General features: G+C 61.8%; 14 protein-coding genes and 1 pseudogene. 6 read left to right on the forward strand and 9 right to left on the reverse strand.

Annotation, left to right across the window (positions count from 1 at the left end; all coding sequences use genetic code 11):
- Positions 1-239: 239 nt before the first annotated feature.
- On the reverse strand, positions 240-1,397 hold the full coding sequence (locus EKL15_RS23695) for a YbfB/YjiJ family MFS transporter (RefSeq protein ID WP_203090464.1): 1,158 nt from the start codon (positions 1,395-1,397) through the stop codon (positions 240-242).
- A gap of 105 nt (positions 1,398-1,502) precedes the next feature.
- Between EKL15_RS23695 and EKL15_RS23700 the strand changes: the two genes are divergently transcribed.
- Genes EKL15_RS23700 through fghA form a run of 3 tightly spaced genes read left to right on the forward strand, consistent with a single transcriptional unit; the run spans position 1,503 to position 4,435 of the window.
- A complete protein-coding gene (locus EKL15_RS23700; RefSeq protein ID WP_102984997.1) occupies positions 1,503-2,423 on the forward strand; it encodes a LysR family transcriptional regulator in 921 nt (306 codons plus the stop codon).
- Positions 2,424-2,453: 30 nt separating this feature from the next.
- Positions 2,454-3,578 (forward strand): S-(hydroxymethyl)glutathione dehydrogenase/class III alcohol dehydrogenase, encoded by a 1,125-nt coding sequence (locus tag EKL15_RS23705; RefSeq protein WP_203090484.1) that lies wholly within the window; start codon positions 2,454-2,456, stop codon positions 3,576-3,578.
- A 14-nt stretch (positions 3,579-3,592) separates the two neighbouring features.
- Positions 3,593-4,435, forward strand: coding sequence for an S-formylglutathione hydrolase (fghA, locus tag EKL15_RS23710; RefSeq protein WP_197783606.1), 843 nt, complete (start codon positions 3,593-3,595; stop codon positions 4,433-4,435).
- Positions 4,436-4,471: 36 nt separating this feature from the next.
- Here the strand turns inward: fghA and EKL15_RS23715 are convergent, their stop codons facing one another.
- The 7 genes from EKL15_RS23715 to EKL15_RS23745 form a co-directional block, all read right to left on the reverse strand.
- The gene (locus tag EKL15_RS23715) at positions 4,472-4,594 is read right to left on the reverse strand and encodes a CcdB family protein (RefSeq protein ID WP_238423762.1); all 123 of its coding nucleotides are present in this window, start codon (positions 4,592-4,594) and stop codon (positions 4,472-4,474) included.
- Between the two features lie 79 nt (positions 4,595-4,673).
- Positions 4,674-5,582 carry a glutathione ABC transporter permease GsiD gene (gsiD, locus tag EKL15_RS23720; protein ID WP_203090466.1) on the reverse strand — a complete coding sequence of 303 codons (909 nt, stop codon included), beginning with the start codon at positions 5,580-5,582 and terminating at the stop codon, positions 4,674-4,676.
- A gap of 9 nt (positions 5,583-5,591) precedes the next feature.
- Positions 5,592-6,512, reverse strand: coding sequence for a glutathione ABC transporter permease GsiC (gene gsiC, locus EKL15_RS23725; RefSeq protein ID WP_038880960.1), 921 nt, complete (start codon positions 6,510-6,512; stop codon positions 5,592-5,594).
- A 52-nt stretch (positions 6,513-6,564) separates the two neighbouring features.
- Positions 6,565-8,100, reverse strand: a complete 1,536-nt coding sequence (gene gsiB / locus EKL15_RS23730) for a glutathione ABC transporter substrate-binding protein GsiB (protein ID WP_004938996.1) — start codon at positions 8,098-8,100, stop codon at positions 6,565-6,567.
- Between the two features lie 23 nt (positions 8,101-8,123).
- Positions 8,124-9,998, reverse strand: coding sequence for a dipeptide ABC transporter ATP-binding protein (locus EKL15_RS23735; protein ID WP_203090468.1), 1,875 nt, complete (start codon positions 9,996-9,998; stop codon positions 8,124-8,126).
- A 19-nt stretch (positions 9,999-10,017) separates the two neighbouring features.
- Entirely contained in the window at positions 10,018-10,974 is a 957-nt protein-coding gene (locus EKL15_RS23740) for an isoaspartyl peptidase/L-asparaginase family protein (RefSeq protein ID WP_060440370.1), read from the reverse strand.
- Between the two features lie 358 nt (positions 10,975-11,332).
- Positions 11,333-11,869, reverse strand: coding sequence for a DUF924 family protein (locus tag EKL15_RS23745; RefSeq protein WP_060421380.1), 537 nt, complete (start codon positions 11,867-11,869; stop codon positions 11,333-11,335).
- Positions 11,870-12,026: 157 nt separating this feature from the next.
- On the opposite strand from EKL15_RS23745, the gene moeA reads away from it, so the two are divergent.
- Together moeA and moeB are read left to right on the forward strand one after the other, a co-directional pair.
- Positions 12,027-13,265 carry a molybdopterin molybdotransferase MoeA gene (moeA, locus tag EKL15_RS23750; RefSeq protein WP_203090470.1) on the forward strand — a complete coding sequence of 413 codons (1,239 nt, stop codon included), beginning with the start codon at positions 12,027-12,029 and terminating at the stop codon, positions 13,263-13,265.
- A 2-nt stretch (positions 13,266-13,267) separates the two neighbouring features.
- Positions 13,268-14,023, forward strand: a complete 756-nt coding sequence (gene moeB / locus EKL15_RS23755) for a molybdopterin-synthase adenylyltransferase MoeB (protein ID WP_203090472.1) — start codon at positions 13,268-13,270, stop codon at positions 14,021-14,023.
- 51 nt (positions 14,024-14,074) lie between these two features.
- Here the strand turns inward: moeB and EKL15_RS23760 are convergent, their stop codons facing one another.
- The gene (locus tag EKL15_RS23760; RefSeq protein ID WP_203090474.1) at positions 14,075-15,667 is read right to left on the reverse strand and encodes an ABC-F family ATPase; all 1,593 of its coding nucleotides are present in this window, start codon (positions 15,665-15,667) and stop codon (positions 14,075-14,077) included.
- A 460-nt stretch (positions 15,668-16,127) separates the two neighbouring features.
- On the opposite strand from EKL15_RS23760, the pseudogene EKL15_RS23765 reads away from it, so the two are divergent.
- A pseudogene (locus EKL15_RS23765) lies at positions 16,128-16,729 on the forward strand (hypothetical protein); the annotation flags it as partial.

Raw genomic sequence — 16,729 nt, forward strand, 5'->3', positions numbered from 1 at the left:
TGTTCTCCTGCGGACGGAACCCGCCGGCGGCCTGGTAGGGCGTGCGGCCGGCGAATTGCTTGCTCTCGTGACGGCAGAGTTTTCGTGATGGATAACGTGAACCCGGTCAAGATTTTGCCCCCACTGTAGATGAGAGCGCGGCGATTATCCAGTGATAGTGCTTCATCCGCAGGTGAAATATTCGCATTTAGCACAATCAGGCCGGCTGCGGGATCCCACGCTTTTTGTATGGATTTTAATCAGCGCATCGCCGTTTTTTGCGCCAGCCGCCGCGCCGGGGTATTCACCACCAGCGCACCGGCCACCAACAGCGCCGCCACCGCCACGTACAACGCCGGCTCCAGCCGATGGGTCATGGCGGTCGACAGCGCCGACAGCATCGGCCCAACCAGCTGGCCGATCGCATAACCGGTGGTCAGCAACCCGGCCATGTAACGCGCATGGCGCGGCGCCAGTTCACGGCCGTGCTGAAGGGCGAGCTGCACCACGCAGAGGAAACCGCCGCCGGTCAGCAATGCCCCGAGCGCCAGGCCGGCCACGCCCGGCACCACTTCGGCGCTCAGTACGCCCAGCGCCTGTATCCACAGCGTGATCGCCAGCCGGGTCTGGGTGGTCAGCCTGTGGCGAGTCAAAATGCCAATAACGATCCCCAGCGCCGCCGCGCCGCCGAACACTGGCCAGACGAACTGCGCGAACAGGCTGCCGGGAAAACGTGCCGCCGCCATCTGCGACAAGAACGTCGCCGGCAGGATATAGCCGAACCCGGCCAGGCTGTAGCTCCACACCAGGCGTTTGAGCGCCGGCGTCAGCAGCAGCGGCTCCGGGGCCACGTCCGGGCGATGCAGCTCGCCGCTGCGCGGCAGAAAGGCGCTAATTCCTCCGACCAACACCAGCGCCAGCCCGCCATACACCAGCCAGGCCTGCGCTGCCGTCAGCCCCAGCGTGTTGATGCCCACCGCCAGCATGCCGCTGAGGAAGATACCGGCGCCTGGCCCGGCGAACACCGCCGCGCTCAGCGCCGGCCGGCCGTAGTGCGCCAACCGCTCGTTGGTCCAGGCCGCCACCAGCACCATCGCCCAGCCGCTGGCCCAGCCGATGACGAAGCGCAGCGCACCGTGCGTCCATTCATCCTGCGCCAGCGCCGACAGCAGCGTCAGCGCCATCGCGCCCCATACGCCCAACCACAGGCGCCGCTCGACGTGGCGCGTGGCGCGCATCGCGTCGTAGGCGCCGCACAGGTAGCCCAAATAGTTGATCGCCGCCACCAGCCCGGCGCCGGTGAGGCTGAACTGGTGTTCCGCGATCATCAGCGGCACCTGGGGAGTGAAAGCGAAGCGGCCAATGCCCATCGCGACGATCAGCGCGGCAAAACCGCTCAAGGCAATACGTAAAGCCATACCGGTATCCAAAAGGTTAAAAGAAAGTTGCCAGTATCATGCCGCAGTATTAAACTCACAAAAACTGAATAATAGTTATCAAGTTCATCACGAAACGAGAATATTATGGATCTGACCCAGCTTCGCATGTTCTGCTGCGTGGCGGAAACCGGCTCGGTCGCCCGCGCCGCCGAGCAGCTGCACCGCGTGCCGTCGAATTTGACCACCCGGCTGCGCCAGCTCGAGCAGGAGCTGGGCGCCGATCTGTTTATCCGCGAAAAACAGCGCCTGCGCCTGTCGCCGATGGGCCATAACTTTCTGTGCTACGCCAACCGCATCCTGGCGCTGAGCGATGAGGCGATGAGCATCACCCACGCCGGCGAACCGGCGGGCAACTTCGCCCTCGGCTCGATGGAGAGCACCGCCGCTACCCGCCTGCCCTCGCTGCTGGCGGCTTACCACCAGCGCTTCTCGCAGGTTTCGCTGTCGCTGACCACCGGCACCTCCGGCGAAATCGCCGATCGGGTGCGCGCCGGCACGCTGGCCGCGGCGCTGGTCGACGGCCCGGTACCCTATGACGAGCTGAACGGCTGCATCGCCTATCCTGAACATATGGTGGTGATTTCCTGTCTCGATCACGCGCCAATCCACAGCGCCAAAGACGCCAATGGCGAAACGCTGTTCGCCTTTCGCGCCAGCTGCTCCTACCGCCTGCGGCTGGAGGCCTGGTTCAAGCGCGAAGGCGCGCGGCCGGGGCAAATTATGGAGATCCAGTCCTATCACGCCATGCTGGCCTGCGTCGCCAGCGGTGCCGGGCTGGCGATGATCCCGCATTCGGTGCTGAGCCTGCTGCCGGGCCATGAGCGGGTTCGGGTTCACACCCTGCCGCCGGACGTGGCCGACACCGCCACCTGGCTGCTGTGGCGCCGCGACGCGTTCGGGCCGAACGTGCGCGCGCTGAAAGAGTTGATTATTGAACAGACGGAAACCGCCGATGTTGATGAAAGCACCCCCAACGATTTATCAGACGTTGTCGATATCGCCTGATTTAAAAAGAAAACCACTGAGGAGACTATGATGGAGATGATCAAAACCCGCGCCGCCGTTGCCTGGGGCCCGAACCAGCCGCTGAAGATCGAAGAAGTCGAGCTGATGCCACCGCAAAAAGGCGAAGTGCTGGTGCGGATCGTCGCCACCGGCGTTTGTCACACCGATGCCTACACCCTGTCCGGCAAAGATCCGGAAGGCGTGTTCCCGGCGATCCTCGGCCACGAGGGCGGCGGCGTGGTGGAAGCGGTCGGTGAAGGCGTCACCAGCGTGGCGGTCGGCGATCACGTGATCCCGCTCTACACCCCGGAGTGCGGCGAGTGCAAATTCTGTAAATCCGGCAAGACCAACCTGTGCCAGGCGATCCGCGCCACCCAGGGCAAAGGGCTGATGCCGGACGGCACCACGCGCTTCTTCAAGGACGGCAAGCCGATCTTCCACTACATGGGCACGTCCACCTTCTCCGAGTACACCGTGGTGCCGGAAATCTCACTGGCGAAAATCAACAAGGAAGCGCCGCTGGAAGAAGTGTGCCTGCTGGGCTGCGGCGTGACCACCGGCATGGGCGCGGTGATGAACACCGCCAAAGTGCAACCGGGCGACACCGTGGCAATCTTCGGCCTGGGCGGCATCGGCCTGTCGGCGATCATCGGCGCGCAGATGGCCGGCGCGGGCCGCATCATCGGCATCGACATCAACACCAGCAAGTTCGATCTGGCCCGCAAGCTGGGCGCCACCGCTCTGATCAACCCGAAAGACTATGACAAGCCGATTCAGGAAGTGATCGTCGAGCTGACCGACGGCGGCGTCGATTTCTCCTTCGAGTGCATCGGCAACGTCAACGTGATGCGTTCCGCGCTGGAGTGCTGCCACAAGGGCTGGGGCGAATCGGTGATCATCGGCGTCGCAGGCGCCGGCGAAGAGATCTCGACCCGTCCGTTCCAACTGGTCACCGGCCGCGTCTGGCGCGGTTCGGCGTTCGGCGGCGTCAAGGGCCGTTCACAGCTGCCGGGCATCGTCGAGCGCTATCTGGACGGCGAATTCGCGCTGAACGACTTTATCACCCACACCATGGGGCTGGAGCAGATCAACGAAGCGTTCGATTTGATGCACGAAGGCAAATCGATCCGTTCCGTCATCCACTTCGACCAATAAGCCAGGAGGCAGAGATGACGTTGTCATTGGAACTTCTCGAAGAGCACCGCATGTTCGGCGGCTGGCAGCAGCGCTATCGCCACGCGGCGCAGAGCCTGAATTGCAACATGACATTCAGCATCTACCTGCCGCCGCCGCGCGATGACAACCCGCCGCCGGTGCTGTACTGGCTGTCGGGGCTGACCTGCAACGACGAGAACTTCACGTTGAAAGCCGGCGCGCAGCGCATCGCCGCCGCGCTGGGTCTGGTGCTGGTGATGCCGGACACCAGCCCACGCGGCGACGAAGTGCCGAACGACGAAGGCTACGATCTGGGCCAGGGCGCCGGGTTCTACCTGAATGCCACCCAGGCGCCGTGGGATCGCCATTTCCGCATGTACGACTACATCAGCGCCGAACTGCCGGCGCTGATCGAACAGCACTTCAGCGTCAGCGATCGTCAGTCGATCTTCGGCCACTCGATGGGCGGCCACGGCGCGCTGATGATGGCGTTTCGCAATCCGCAGCGCTTCCGCTCGGTATCGGCGTTCGCGCCGATCGTGAACCCGTGCCAGGTGCCGTGGGGCCGTAAGGCCTTCACCGCCTATCTGGGCAGCGACGAAAGCCAGTGGCTGCAGTACGACAGCTGCCATCTGCTGGCCAGCGGCGCGGAAAAAATGCCGGTGCTTATCGACCAGGGCGACGACGACCAGTTCCTGGCCGACCAGCTGCAGCCGGCGCGGTTGGCCGAGCTGGCGCGCCAGCGCGACTGGCCGCTGACGCTGCGCATTCAGCCGGGGTACGATCACAGCTACTTCACCATCGCCACCTTCGTGGAGGATCACCTGCGCTTCCACGCCGAGCACCTGTTCCGCTGATAAAAAAATCCGGGCGGTTAAACCGCCCGGATTTCTTCAAAAGCCATCAATCAGAAAATCGATGGCAGCTTTAATTTGATTCCTATGCTCATTGGCATTACCAACGGCCTTGCCGATCTGTGAAATACGTACGGCAGCCATCTCATGGGTCATACCCATTCCTCATCCCTGTAATATACACCGGTCAAATCTTCATCAAAAAACTCTAAAACAGGGGTATGCCAATTCAGCGATACCCTCACCCCTTCAGTTTCGGATCGAGCGCATCGCGCAATCCGTCGCCCAACAGGTTGAAGGCCAGCACGGTGATGAATATCGCCAGGCTGGGGAAGATCGCTACGTGCGGCGCGATCACCATATCGGCGCGCGCCTCGTTGAGCATCGCCCCCCACTCCGGCGTCGGCGGCTGGGCGCCCAGGCCCAGAAACGACAGGCTGGCGGCGGTGATGATCGAGGTGCCGATGCGCAGGGTGATATAGACCACGATCGAAGACAGGGTGCCCGGCAGAATGTGCCGCAGGATGATGGTCCAGTCCGAGGCGCCGATGCTGCGCGCCGATTCGATATAGGTCAGGCGCTTCAGCACCAGCGTATTGCCGCGCACCAGGCGGGCGAAGGCCGGAATGCTGAAGATCGCCACCGCAACGATCACGTTGGCCATGCCGCTGCCCATGATCGCCACCACGCCGATCGCCAGCAGAATACCGGGAAACGCAAACAGCACGTCGCAGACGCGCATCGTGAGGCGATCCCACCAGCCCTCATAGTAACCGGCCAGCAGCCCCAGCAGGGTGCCGATCGCCCCGCCCGCCAGCACCGAGAACACCCCGGCCGCCAGCGAAATGCGCGTGCCCATCAGGATGCGGCTGAAGATATCGCGCCCGAGGGAGTCGACGCCCAGCCAGTGCATCAGCGAAGGCCCTTCGTTCAGCCGGTCGTAATCGAAATAGTTTTCCGCATCGAACGGTGCCAGATAAGGCGCCAGCAGCGCCGCCGCAATCAGCAGCAGCACCAACAGGCCGGCGACCAGCGCCGCCCGCTGGCGACGAAAACGCCGCCAAAACTCGCGCCACGGCGTGCGTACCGCGTTGGAGTCGATAAGCGGCATCGCCTTCAGTGCGGCGTTGCGCCGCCAATGCTTAATCATGCCGCGTCCTCATTGATAACGAATCGCCGGGTTGATCGCCGCGTACAGCATATCCACCAGCAGGTTGATCAGGATGAACTCCAGCGAGAACAGCAGCACCTCAGCCTGGATCACCGGGTAATCGCGCATCTCCACCGAGTCCACCAGCAACCGCCCCAACCCCGGCCAGTTGAACACCTTCTCCACCACGATCGAACCGCCGAGCAGGAAGCCGAACTGCAACCCCATCATGGTCACCACCGGGATCATCGCGTTGCGCAGGCCGTGTTTCATCACCACCACGCTTTCCCGCACGCCCTTGGCGCGCGCGGTGCGCATGTAGTCCTCCTGCAGCACCTCGACGAACGAAGCGCGGGTGAAGCGCGCCATCACCGCCGCCACCGCCGCCCCCAGGGTGATCGAAGGCAGAATGTAGTGCCGCCAGCTGTCGGCGCCCACCGTCGGCAGCCACCCCAGCTCGACCGAGAACACCTGCATCAGCAGCATGCCGAGCGCAAAGGCCGGGAACGAGATCCCCGACACCGCCAGCGTCATGCCGAGGCGATCCGGCCAGCGGTTGCGCCACACCGCCGAAACCACGCCGATCGCCAGGCCGAACGCCACCGCCCACAGCATGCTGGTGACGGTCAGCCAGAAGGTCGGCATAAAGCGCGAGGCGATCTCTTCGCTCACCGGGCGTTTGGACACCATCGAGATGCCGAAGTCGCCCCGCAGCGCGTTAACGAAGAAGTGCGCGAACTGCTGCGGCAGCGGCTTATCCAGCCCCAAATCCTTGCGCACCAGCTGCACCACCGCCTCGTCGGCCTCCGGCCCCGCCGCCAGCCGCGCCGGATCGCCCGGCAACAGGTGAACGAACAGGAACACCAGCACCGCCACGATCAGCAGCGTCGGGATCAGGCCCAGCAGTCGTTTCAGAAAATAATTGAGCATCTCATTCCTTCCCCCGCCCGCCGCCGCTTGGCCACGGGCGGGGATGGGCGCCTTATTTCAGATCGGCGTTATCAAAGTTGAACGAGGTATCCGGCATCACGTAGAAGCCGCTCAGCTGTTTGCTGTTGGCCGACAACAGACGTTCGGTCGCCAGGAAGATCCAGGGCGCGTCGGCCCAGATGCGATCCTGCGCGTCCTGATACAGTTTCTGCTTCTCGGCGCGATCGGTGGTCGCCAGCGCGTCGGTCAGATCCTTGTCCACCTGCGGATTGCTGTAGAACGCGGTGTTAAACTGCTTCGGCGGCGCCGCCTGGGTAGAGAACAGCGGCGACAGCGCCCAGTCCGCTTCCCCGGTCGAGGCCGACCAGCCGGTATAGAACAGCCGCACGCCGGTGTCCTTCACCCCGACGCTCTCCACCTGCGCCGCACGCTGTCCGGCATCCATCGCCGTCACCGTCACTTTCACCCCCACCTGCGCCAGCTGCTGCTGGGTGAACTGCAGCACCTTCTGCGCGGTGCTGTGGTTGTGGGAAGACCATAGCGTGGTGGTGAAGCCGTTCGGGTAGCCGGCCTCTTTCAGCAGCTCGCGCGCCTTGGCCGGATCGTACGGCCACGGCTTATAGCGGGCGGCGAAGTCAATGGCCGGCGGCACCGGCCCTTCCGCCGGCACCGCGTAACCGGCGAACGCCACCTTGATCAGCGCGTCCTTGTTGATGGCGTAGTTCAGCGCCTGGCGTACCTTCGGGTTGTCGAACGGCTTTTGGGTGACGTTCATGCTGATGTAACGCTGCAGGATAGACGGGGCGGCCACCACGTCCAGCTTGGCGTTGCCCTCCAGCACCTTGGCCTGCTCGTAGGGGATCGGGAAGGCGAAGGTCGCCTCGCCGGTCTGCAGCATCGCCGCGCGGGTGTTGTTATCCACCACCGGGCGCCAGGTGATGCTGTCGAGCTTCGGCAGCCCCGGCTGCCAGTAGCCGTCGAACTTCTTCACCTTGACGAAATCGGTCTGGTTCCAGGTCACGAACTGATACGGCCCGGTACCGACCGGGTGGAAACCGATCTCTTTGCCGTATTGCTTCAGCGCCGCCGGCGAGATGATCGCCGCCGCCGGGTGCGCCAGGTTGTTGACGAACGCCGAGAACGGCGCCTTCAGCACGATCTTCACCGTATTGGCGTCCACCGCCTCGGTTTTGTCGATCATCTTAAACAGGTTGTAGCGCTTGAGGTGGCTGTCCGGGTTGCTGGCGCGATCGAGGTTTACCTTCACCGCCTCGGCGTTGAACGCGGTGCCGTCGTGGAATTTAATCCCCTGGCGCAGTTTGACCGTGTAGGTCAGGCCGTCTTTGCTGACCTCATAGCTGTCCGCCAGCACGTTCACCAGCTTCATGTCCTTATCGAAGCCGAACAGCCCCTGATAGAACGACTTGGCCACCGCCTGCGACAGCGTGTCGTTGGCGTCGTAAGGATCGAGGGTGGTGAAATTGGAGGCCACGGCGATCACCGCGTCCTTCGCCGCCCAGACCGGGCCGGTTCCCGCCGCCAGCAGTACGGCGGCCAACAGCGCATTGCGTTTGAATGTGTGCTTCATGTCGCTTGTCTCTCCTGAGGTCTTTAAAAAGCACCGGCGATCGGGTGGCGGGCGACAAAGTGCCCGGCACCAACCTGCACCAGCGGTGCGGTAACGGGTTCATCGCCCAGCGCGCGCACTGGGCTCGGGATCTCATCGGCCGGCAGCGGCTGCCGTTTGTGGGCATGAGCGGGATCGGCCACCGGCACCGCCGCCATCAGCTTGCGGGTGTAGGGGTGCTGCGGATTGTCGAACACCGCCTGCCGCGGGCCAATCTCGACGATCTGCCCGAGGTACATCACCGCCACCCGGTGGCTGATGCGCTCCACCACCGCCATGTCGTGTGAAATAAACAGAAAAGCGATGCCGAACTCGCGCTGCAGATCGAGCAACAGATTGACGATCTGCGCCTGAATCGACACGTCCAGCGCCGAGACCGCCTCGTCGGCGATCACCACTTTCGGGTTCAGCGCCAGCGCACGCGCGATGCAGATACGCTGGCGCTGGCCGCCGGAAAATTCGTGCGGGTAGCGGCGCGCATGCTCCGGCAGCAGGCCGACGCGCTCCAGCAGCCAGGCCACCCGTTGCTCCGCCTCCCGGCCGCGCATCACGTTGTGCACCAGCAGCGGCTCCATGATGGAAAAACCGACCGTCAGGCGCGGATCGAGCGAGGCGTAGGGATCTTGAAAGATGAACTGAATATCGCGCCGCAGGTGCTGCAGCGCCGCCCCCTTCAATTGGTCTATCCGCCGCCCGGCGAAGGTGATGGTGCCGCTCTGGCTGTCCACCAGCTTCAGCAGAGAGCGCCCGGTGGTGGACTTGCCGCAGCCGGACTCGCCCACCAGCCCCAGCGTCTCGCCGGGGTAAAGATCAAAACTGACGTTTTCCACCGCGTGCACCCGGCGAGTGACCTGATTGAACAGTCCGCCGCGCAGATCAAAGCGCGTAACCAGATGCTCCACTCGCAGGATCGGCGTAGCGTCTGGCGGTACGGTATCCTGCGGCGCCGTATCCTCCTCGCTGCCCGGCAGCGGAAACTTCGCCGGCAGCGGCCGATCGGCCATCGCCCCCAGCTTCGGCACCGCCGCCAACAGCGCCCGGGTATAGGCCTGTTGCGGCGCGGCAAACAGCTCGCGCACCCGATTCTGTTCCACCTGTTCGCCGCGGCGCATCACCAGCACCCGATCGGCGATCTCCGCCACCACGCCCATGTCGTGAGTGATGAAGATCACCCCCATCTGCATCTCCTGTTGCAGCACGCGGATCAGCTGCAGGATCTGCGCCTGAATGGTGACGTCGAGGGCGGTGGTGGGTTCATCGGCAATCAGCAGCGCCGGTTTGCAGGAGAGCGCCATGGCGATCATCACCCGCTGGCGCATGCCGCCGGAAAGCTGGTGCGGGTAGCGCCCCAGCACCTCTTTGGCCTCCGGAATACGCACCAGATCGAGCATGCGCAGCGCCTCCTGACGCGCGCTGCGGTGGTCCATGCCCTGATGCAGGCGCAGCGATTCGGCGATCTGCTCGCCGACCGGAAATACCGGGTTGAGCGAGGTCATCGGCTCCTGGAAGATCATCGCCATGTCGGCGCCGCGCACCGTGCGCAGCGTGCTCTGCGAGGCCTGAGCGAGATCGAGCAGCGCGCCGTCGCGCCGGCGCAGCGTCATGCCGCCGCCGACGATGCGCCCGCCGCCCTGCTCCACCAACCGCATCAGCCCCAGCGAAGTCACCGATTTGCCGGAGCCGGACTCACCGACGATCGCCAGCGTCTCGCCGCGATCGAGATCGAACGACAGGTTACGCACCGCTGCCACGGCGCCGTCCGGTTGAGGAAAGCTGATGCTCAGATCGCGCACCGTCAGCACTCGCTGCGGCGGCAATGACAACCCGTTGCCGGCGGGCCGGAGTGAAACGTCGGTCATGCACCCTCCCGGTGAACGCTTAGCGGTAAATCCCGACGGACGGCGCATCGCCGACATAGCCAAAACCGCGATACATCCCCTCGCAGTTGAACGGCAGCGCGATATTGCCGTGGCGATCGACGGCGATCATGCCGCCGCTGCCACCGAGCGCCGGCAGCTTCTCCATCACCACCCGATCGCTGGCGGCCTGCAGGCTCAGATCGCCATACTCGATCAGGGCGGAGACGTCATAGGCCGCCACGCCGCGCATGAAGATTTCACCGGTGCCGGTGCTGGAGACCGCCACCGTGGCGTTGTTGGCATAGCAGCCGGCGCCGATGATCGGCGTGTCGCCTACCCGCCCGGCCTGCTTGTTGGTCATGCCGCCGGTGGAGGTGGCGGCGGCGAGGTTGCCCAACGCATCCAGCGCCACCGCGCCGACGGTGCCGAATTTGCGATCGGGATCGAGCGGCTCGCCGGCCTGCGCCGCGCCGTCGTGATCGAGCAATACCCGGCCCTGCTCCGCCTGGGCCCGGTGCAGCTGATCGAAACGCTCCTGAGTAAAGAAGAAATCGGGGGTGACCAGTTCCAGGCCGTGGGCCGCGGCAAACTTCTCGGCGCCTTCAGCGGCAAACAGCACGTGTTCGCTGTTTTCCAGCACCGCGCGCGCCGCCAGCACCGGGTTGCGGATGCGGCTGACGCCGGCGACGGCGCCGGCATCGCAGGTGCGGCCGTCCATCACGCAGGCGTCCAGCTCGTGGGTGCCCTGATGAGTGAACACCGATCCTTTACCGGCGTTGAACAGCGGGCACTCTTCGAGCAGCCGCACCGCTTCGGTCACCGCGTCCAGCGCGCTGCCGCCCTGCGCCAATATCGCCTGCCCGGCGGCCACGATCTCGGACAGCGCCTGAATATACAGCCGTTCTTTTTCCGCACTCAGCGCCGCCCGGGTAATTGCGCCCGCGCCGCCATGAATGGCAATCACTGGTTTGCTCATTTGCCTGACACCCTGTGTTAATCCCGCCGTTGCGCAGCGAATAAGCTGAGCGCGGTATCATTATTATTCAGTCTTTTTCGACTCTATTTAGTCCTGCAGTGGAAGTACAGCATAACGTCCACGCCCCGCTTTTAGCGTAGCGCGCTTAGACCGTTTCGCACCTTGAAATAGCTTATTGTAATAAAAACAGCAGGTTATAAAAAACGGCAAACCGCCGATCCTGCGGCTGAGATTATTGGTAATTTCGCGTGCGGAAATAGCGGCATGGCGTAAGGAAATAAACGTTCGCGCTGAATAACGCTTATTGCGGCGCCCGGCCTGCTGTTTTTTCCCCGGCCGGGCGCAGATGATCCAACGATTAAAAGCCTGATCCAGGCTGTTGTAAAAAGGCTTCTTCTTCCGGCGTGCTGGTGCGCCCCAATATCGCATTGCGATGCGGGTAGCGGCCGAAACGATCGATGATCGCTTTATGCCGCAGCTCGAACTCCAGCTGGTCGCCGTTGTTGAGCTCAGTGTACAGCACCAGCGCCTGCTGGTGGATCAGCGGCGATTCCGAATGCATGAACGGCAGATAGAGGAAGCCACGCTGCTCGCGGCTCAGCCGTTCGCACTCGCCGCTGCGGATCGCCTCCTGCGCCAGGATCAGCGCCATGCCGTCGCAGGCGAACGACTGTGGCGTGCCGCGGAACAGGTTGCGGCTGAACTGATCGAGCACGATCACCTCCGCCAGGCGCCCTTCGATGGTGTCGCGCCAGTGCGCCAGCTCCCCCGCCGCCGCTGCCCGCCAGATTTCGCCGAAACGGCTGTGCAGCAGACGATCGAAATCGTCGTCCTTTTTAAACCACATGATCGGTTCGATCTCGTCGAACCAGAACTCGATAACCTGTTTATGCATCATGATTCTCCTCTGTTTTGCGCAGTTTATACCCGTTCGCCCCGGCGCCGCAGTACGAAAGATGGCAAGCATAACCCGTTCTCCCCCCCGGCGTTCTCTGCCATAATACCCGCACTTTGTCGCTAATTTAGCGCACCCTGATTACGGAGTTCCCTTTATGGATCATTGCCATACTTCCGATCTCATTTCCCTGGAGCAAGCGCTGGAAAAAATGCTCGGGCAGATCGCCCCGCTGCAGCAGACCGAATCCGTTGCCCTGACCGCCGCCGCCGGCCGCATCACCGCCGCGCCGGTGGTCTCGCCGCTCGACGTGCCGCCGTTCGCCAACTCGGCGATGGACGGCTATGCGCTGCGCCTCGCCGATCTGGCGGCCAATGCGCCGCTGCCGGTCGCCGGGAAGGCCTTCGCCGGTGCGCCGTTCGACGGCCAATGGCCGGCTAACAGCTGCGTACGCATCATGACCGGCGCCCCGATCCCGGCCGGGGCGGACGCGGTGGTCATGCAGGAACAGGCCGAGGTGAGCGATCAGGGCGTGCGTTTTACCGCGCCGGTTGAAGCCGGCCAGAATATCCGTCTGGCGGGTGAAGACATTCGCCGGAGCGCGAGCGTGTTGCCGGCGGGCGTGAAGCTGGGCGCCGCGCAGCTGCCGCTGTTGGCTTCGCTTGGCGTCGCCGAAGTGCAGGTAATGCGTAAGCTGAAGGTGGCAGTGTTCTCTACCGGCGACGAACTGCAGCCGGTCGGCCAGCCGCTGCAGGCGGGCCAAATCTACGACACCAACCGTTTCGCGGTGCGCCTGATGCTGGAACAGCTGGGCTGCGAGGTGCTCGATCTCGGCATTATCCGCGACGATCGCGATGCGCTGCGCGCCGCTTTCGAACGGGCGGACAGCCAGGCCGACGTGGTCATCAGCAGCGGCGGCGTCTCGGTCGGCGAGGCCGACTACACCAAACAGATGCTCGACGAGCTGGGCCAGGTTAGCTTCTGGAAGCTGGCGATCAAACCCGGCAAACCCTTCGCCTTCGGCAAGCTGGGCCACGCCTGGTTCTGCGGCCTGCCGGGCAACCCGGTTTCCGCCGCCCTGACCTTCTACCAGCTGGTGCAGCCGCTGCTGGCGAAGCTGGCCGGCCACAGCGACTGGCGCCTGCCGCCGCGCCTGCGGGCGCGCGCATTGACGCCGCTGAAGAAATCGCCGGGCCGCCTCGATTTCCAGCGCGGCGTGTTCAGCAGCAACGCCGCGGGCGAACTGGAGGTCAGCACCACCGGCCACCAGGGCTCACACGTCTTCAGCTCCTACAGCCAGGGCAACTGTTTCATCGTGCTGGAGCGCGAACGCGGTTCGGTGGCGGTAGGCGAAACGGTGGAGATCGAGCCGTTCAACGCCCTGCTGAGGAGCTGAGCATGCTGCCGGAATTGACCGACGCCGAAGCGCTGCGCTACAACCGCCAGATCGTGCTGCGCGGCTTTGACTTCGACGGCCAGGAGAAGCTGAAGGCCGCCCGCGTGCTGATCGCCGGGCTGGGCGGGCTGGGCTGCGCCGCCGCGCCTTACCTGGCGGCGGCCGGCGTCGGCCATCTGGTACTGGTGGATTTCGACACCGTCTCGCTCTCCAACCTGCAGCGCCAGATCCTGCACCGCGACGCTCGCATCGGCCAGAGCAAAGTCGCCTCCGCCAGGCAGGAACTGAGCGCCATCAATCCACATATCCGCATCGACGCGATCGACGGCCGTTTGGAAGATGAGGCGATCGCGGCAGAGATCGCCGCCTGCGATCTGGTGCTGGACTGCACCGACAACGTGGCGGCGCGCGACACCCTGAACCGCCTGTGCCACGCGCAGCAGAGGCCGCTGGTTTCCGGCGCGGCGATCCGCATGGAAGGCCAGCTCAGCGTGTTCACCTATCAACCGGGCGAGCCCTGCTACCGCTGCCTGAGCCGGCTGTTCGGCGACAGCGCTCTCACCTGCGTCGAAGCGGGCGTGATGGCGCCGCTGGTCGGCACTATCGGCACCCTGCAGGCGATGGAAGCCATCAAGCTGCTGGCCGACTATGGTCAGCCGCTGCGCGGCAAGCTGTTGATGTTCGATGCGATGAGCATGCAGTTCCGCGAGATGAAACTGCCGAAGGATCCGCACTGCGAGGTGTGCGGCGGGGAATGACGGATAAAAAAAGGGCGGGATAATTCCCGCCCTGATGCGTTGCCGCGAGGGTTACACGATGCCCTGGCTGCGCAGATAGTCTTCGTAGTTGCCGGTAAAGTCGATCACCTTGTTCTGGGTGATTTCCAGAATGCGCGTCGCCAGCGAGCTGACGAACTCACGGTCGTGGGAGACGAAGATCAGCGTGCCTTCGTACATCTCCAGCGCCATGTTCAGCGATTCGATGGATTCCATATCCAGGTGGTTGGTCGGTTCGTCCATCACCAGAATATTCGGGCGCTGCATCATCAGCTTGCCGAACAGCATGCGGCCCTTCTCGCCACCGGACAGCACCTTCACTTTCTTCTTGATGTCGTCCTGGCTGAACAGCAAACGGCCCAGCACGCTGCGCACCGCCTGCTCGTCGTCTTTTTCCTGCTTCCACTGGCTCATCCAGTCGAACACGGTCAGGGTATCGTCGAACTCGTATTCGTGATCCTGCGCGTAGTAACCGATGCGGGCGTTTTCCGACCACTTCACGGTGCCGCTGTCCGGCTGTGCGTCGCCCACCAGCGTTTTCAGCAAGGTGGTTTTACCGATGCCGTTGGCGCCCAGCACCGCAACCTTCTCACCCACTTCCACCATCAGGTTCAGCTTGCTGAACAGCGGGCCGTTGTCGAAGCCCTTGGTGAGCGCTTCCACTTCCAGCGCGTTACGGAACAGCTTCTTGTCCTGATCGAAACGGATGAACGGGTTCTGGCGGCTGGAGGCCTTCACTTCTTCCAGCTGGATCTTGTCGATCTGGCGGGCGCGCGAGGTGGCCTGCTTGGATTTGGAGGCGTTGGCGCTGAAGCGGCTGACGAACGATTGCAGCTCGTTGATCTGCGCCTTCTTCTTGGCATTGTCGGCCAGCAGACGCTCACGCGCCTGGGTGGCGGCGGTCATGTATTCGTCGTAGTTGCCCGGATAAACGCGCAGTTCGCCGTAGTCCAGATCCGCCATGTGGGTGCAGACCATGTTCAGGAAGTGACGGTCGTGCGAGATGATGATCATGGTGCTGTTGCGTTCGTTCAGCACCTGCTCCAGCCAGCGAATGGTATCGATGTCCAGGTTGTTCGTCGGTTCGTCGAGCAGCAGGATTTCCGGATCGGAGAACAGCGCCTGCGCCAGCAACACGCGCAGCTTCCAGCCCGGCGCGATTTCGCTCATCGGGCCGTAGTGCTGTTCCACCGGAATGCCGACGCCAAGCAGCAGCTCGCCGGCGCGCGCTTCGGCGGTGTAACCGTCCATCTCGCCGTAGGCGACTTCCAGATCGGCCACTTTATAGCCGTCTTCTTCGCTCATCTCCGCCATGGCGTAGATGCGGTCGCGCTCTTCCTTCACCGCCCACAGCTCGGTGTGGCCCATGATCACGGTGTCCAGCACGCTGTATTGTTCGAAGGCGAACTGATCCTGACGCAGTTTACCCAGGCGCTCGTTCGGATCGAGGAACACGTTGCCGCCGGTCGGCGCCAAATCGCCGCCGAGGATTTTCATAAAGGTGGACTTGCCGCAGCCGTTGGCGCCGATCAGGCCGTAACGGTTGCCGCCGCCGAATTTAACAGAGATGTTTTCAAACAACGGCTTGCTGCCGAACTGCATGGTGATGTTGTTGGTGCTTAACACAGCGCTCGCTCTTTATACATAGGGAATGTGATTTGGCGCGCATTATGCCACAACGGGGTGCAGAGATCGCGGGAAGTTTTGGTGACATTTTGAGCGGCAGGGTAAAGCTCACACCAGGCAGGCAATGGATTGCGTGCAAAAAGTCTACACATTAGTAATATGTACCAGACACTTCCAGTGTGCTAGATGACTGCAGCCTAGAAGGCTAGGACCGAAAACCCAGAACTATCAAAACTAAAACGACTTGCTTACAACTGTTCTCTCCCTATTTAAATATGCGTAGTTTCATAAAACCTCCTCACTATAGAAATAAAGAGATATAACAGTGATTCTATCGTTAGCAGTAGAGAAAATTTAGGCACCACCGACTGAGCACTACAATGAAACTAGAATTATCATATGGTAAGATATTAGATGATAATTAGCTCGCATATTAACCATCAGAGTCAGAGGAATGAAAGTGAATAATAAACTAACTATAATTTCACTTGCGTTATTATTAGCAAGTTGTGATTCTAAAAATACAAACACAATAGAATGTTCTAGTGATATAAGCTCTCAAACACTCACTGAATCCCTAAAAAAGTCAGCTCTCGAACAGATTTCAGAACAAACATCAAAATATGAAGATGTCACCAATGCAATCAAACGTTCAACTCTTGATAAGATACTTTTTAACATCAAAGACATAACTACAACAAGTAAAGATCCAAATAGTTCGATGCGAACATGTTCAGCAACTGTCGGCATAAAAATAGAACCAGAACAATACAGTGAACTTTCTGATTTTTACAGATTAAATTATAATAAAAATTTAGATAAAGTTATGGAGCGATTCAACTTAGAACGAAATGCAAACATATTCTCAACTAGAATAGACTACACGATACAACCTACAGATGATAATAAAACAATTTTTGTTAAAACATCTATTAATAATAGCATTTCCTCTGGTTCAGCCTTCATTTCCACATTAGCAATAGTAAAACCATATAGAGAACAGGAAAGATTACTACTAGAAAAGAAAAACCAAGAAAAAATACAGGCACAGGCACAGGCACA

Source organism: Serratia sp. 4542, assembly GCF_016805595.1.
In the GTDB taxonomy this organism is placed as follows: Bacteria; Pseudomonadota; Gammaproteobacteria; order Enterobacterales; family Enterobacteriaceae; genus Serratia; species Serratia nevei.

Coding starts and splice junctions, on each gene's coding strand:
- gsiC (WP_038880960.1), bottom strand. CDS start 6,512: ATGCTCAATTATTTTCTGAAACGACTGCTGGGCCTGATCCCGACGCTG.
- moeB (WP_203090472.1), top strand. CDS start 13,268: ATGCTGCCGGAATTGACCGACGCCGAAGCGCTGCGCTACAACCGCCAG.
- EKL15_RS23715 (WP_238423762.1), bottom strand. CDS start 4,594: ATGGGTATGACCCATGAGATGGCTGCCGTACGTATTTCACAGATCGGC.
- gsiD (WP_203090466.1), bottom strand. CDS start 5,582: ATGATTAAGCATTGGCGGCGCAACGCCGCACTGAAGGCGATGCCGCTT.
- moeA (WP_203090470.1), top strand. CDS start 12,027: ATGGATCATTGCCATACTTCCGATCTCATTTCCCTGGAGCAAGCGCTG.
- fghA (WP_197783606.1), top strand. CDS start 3,593: ATGACGTTGTCATTGGAACTTCTCGAAGAGCACCGCATGTTCGGCGGC.
- EKL15_RS23695 (WP_203090464.1), bottom strand. CDS start 1,397: ATGGCTTTACGTATTGCCTTGAGCGGTTTTGCCGCGCTGATCGTCGCG.
- EKL15_RS23740 (WP_060440370.1), bottom strand. CDS start 10,974: ATGAGCAAACCAGTGATTGCCATTCATGGCGGCGCGGGCGCAATTACC.
- gsiB (WP_004938996.1), bottom strand. CDS start 8,100: ATGAAGCACACATTCAAACGCAATGCGCTGTTGGCCGCCGTACTGCTG.
- EKL15_RS23735 (WP_203090468.1), bottom strand. CDS start 9,998: ATGACCGACGTTTCACTCCGGCCCGCCGGCAACGGGTTGTCATTGCCG.
- EKL15_RS23745 (WP_060421380.1), bottom strand. CDS start 11,869: ATGCATAAACAGGTTATCGAGTTCTGGTTCGACGAGATCGAACCGATC.
- EKL15_RS23700 (WP_102984997.1), top strand. CDS start 1,503: ATGGATCTGACCCAGCTTCGCATGTTCTGCTGCGTGGCGGAAACCGGC.
- EKL15_RS23705 (WP_203090484.1), top strand. CDS start 2,454: ATGGAGATGATCAAAACCCGCGCCGCCGTTGCCTGGGGCCCGAACCAG.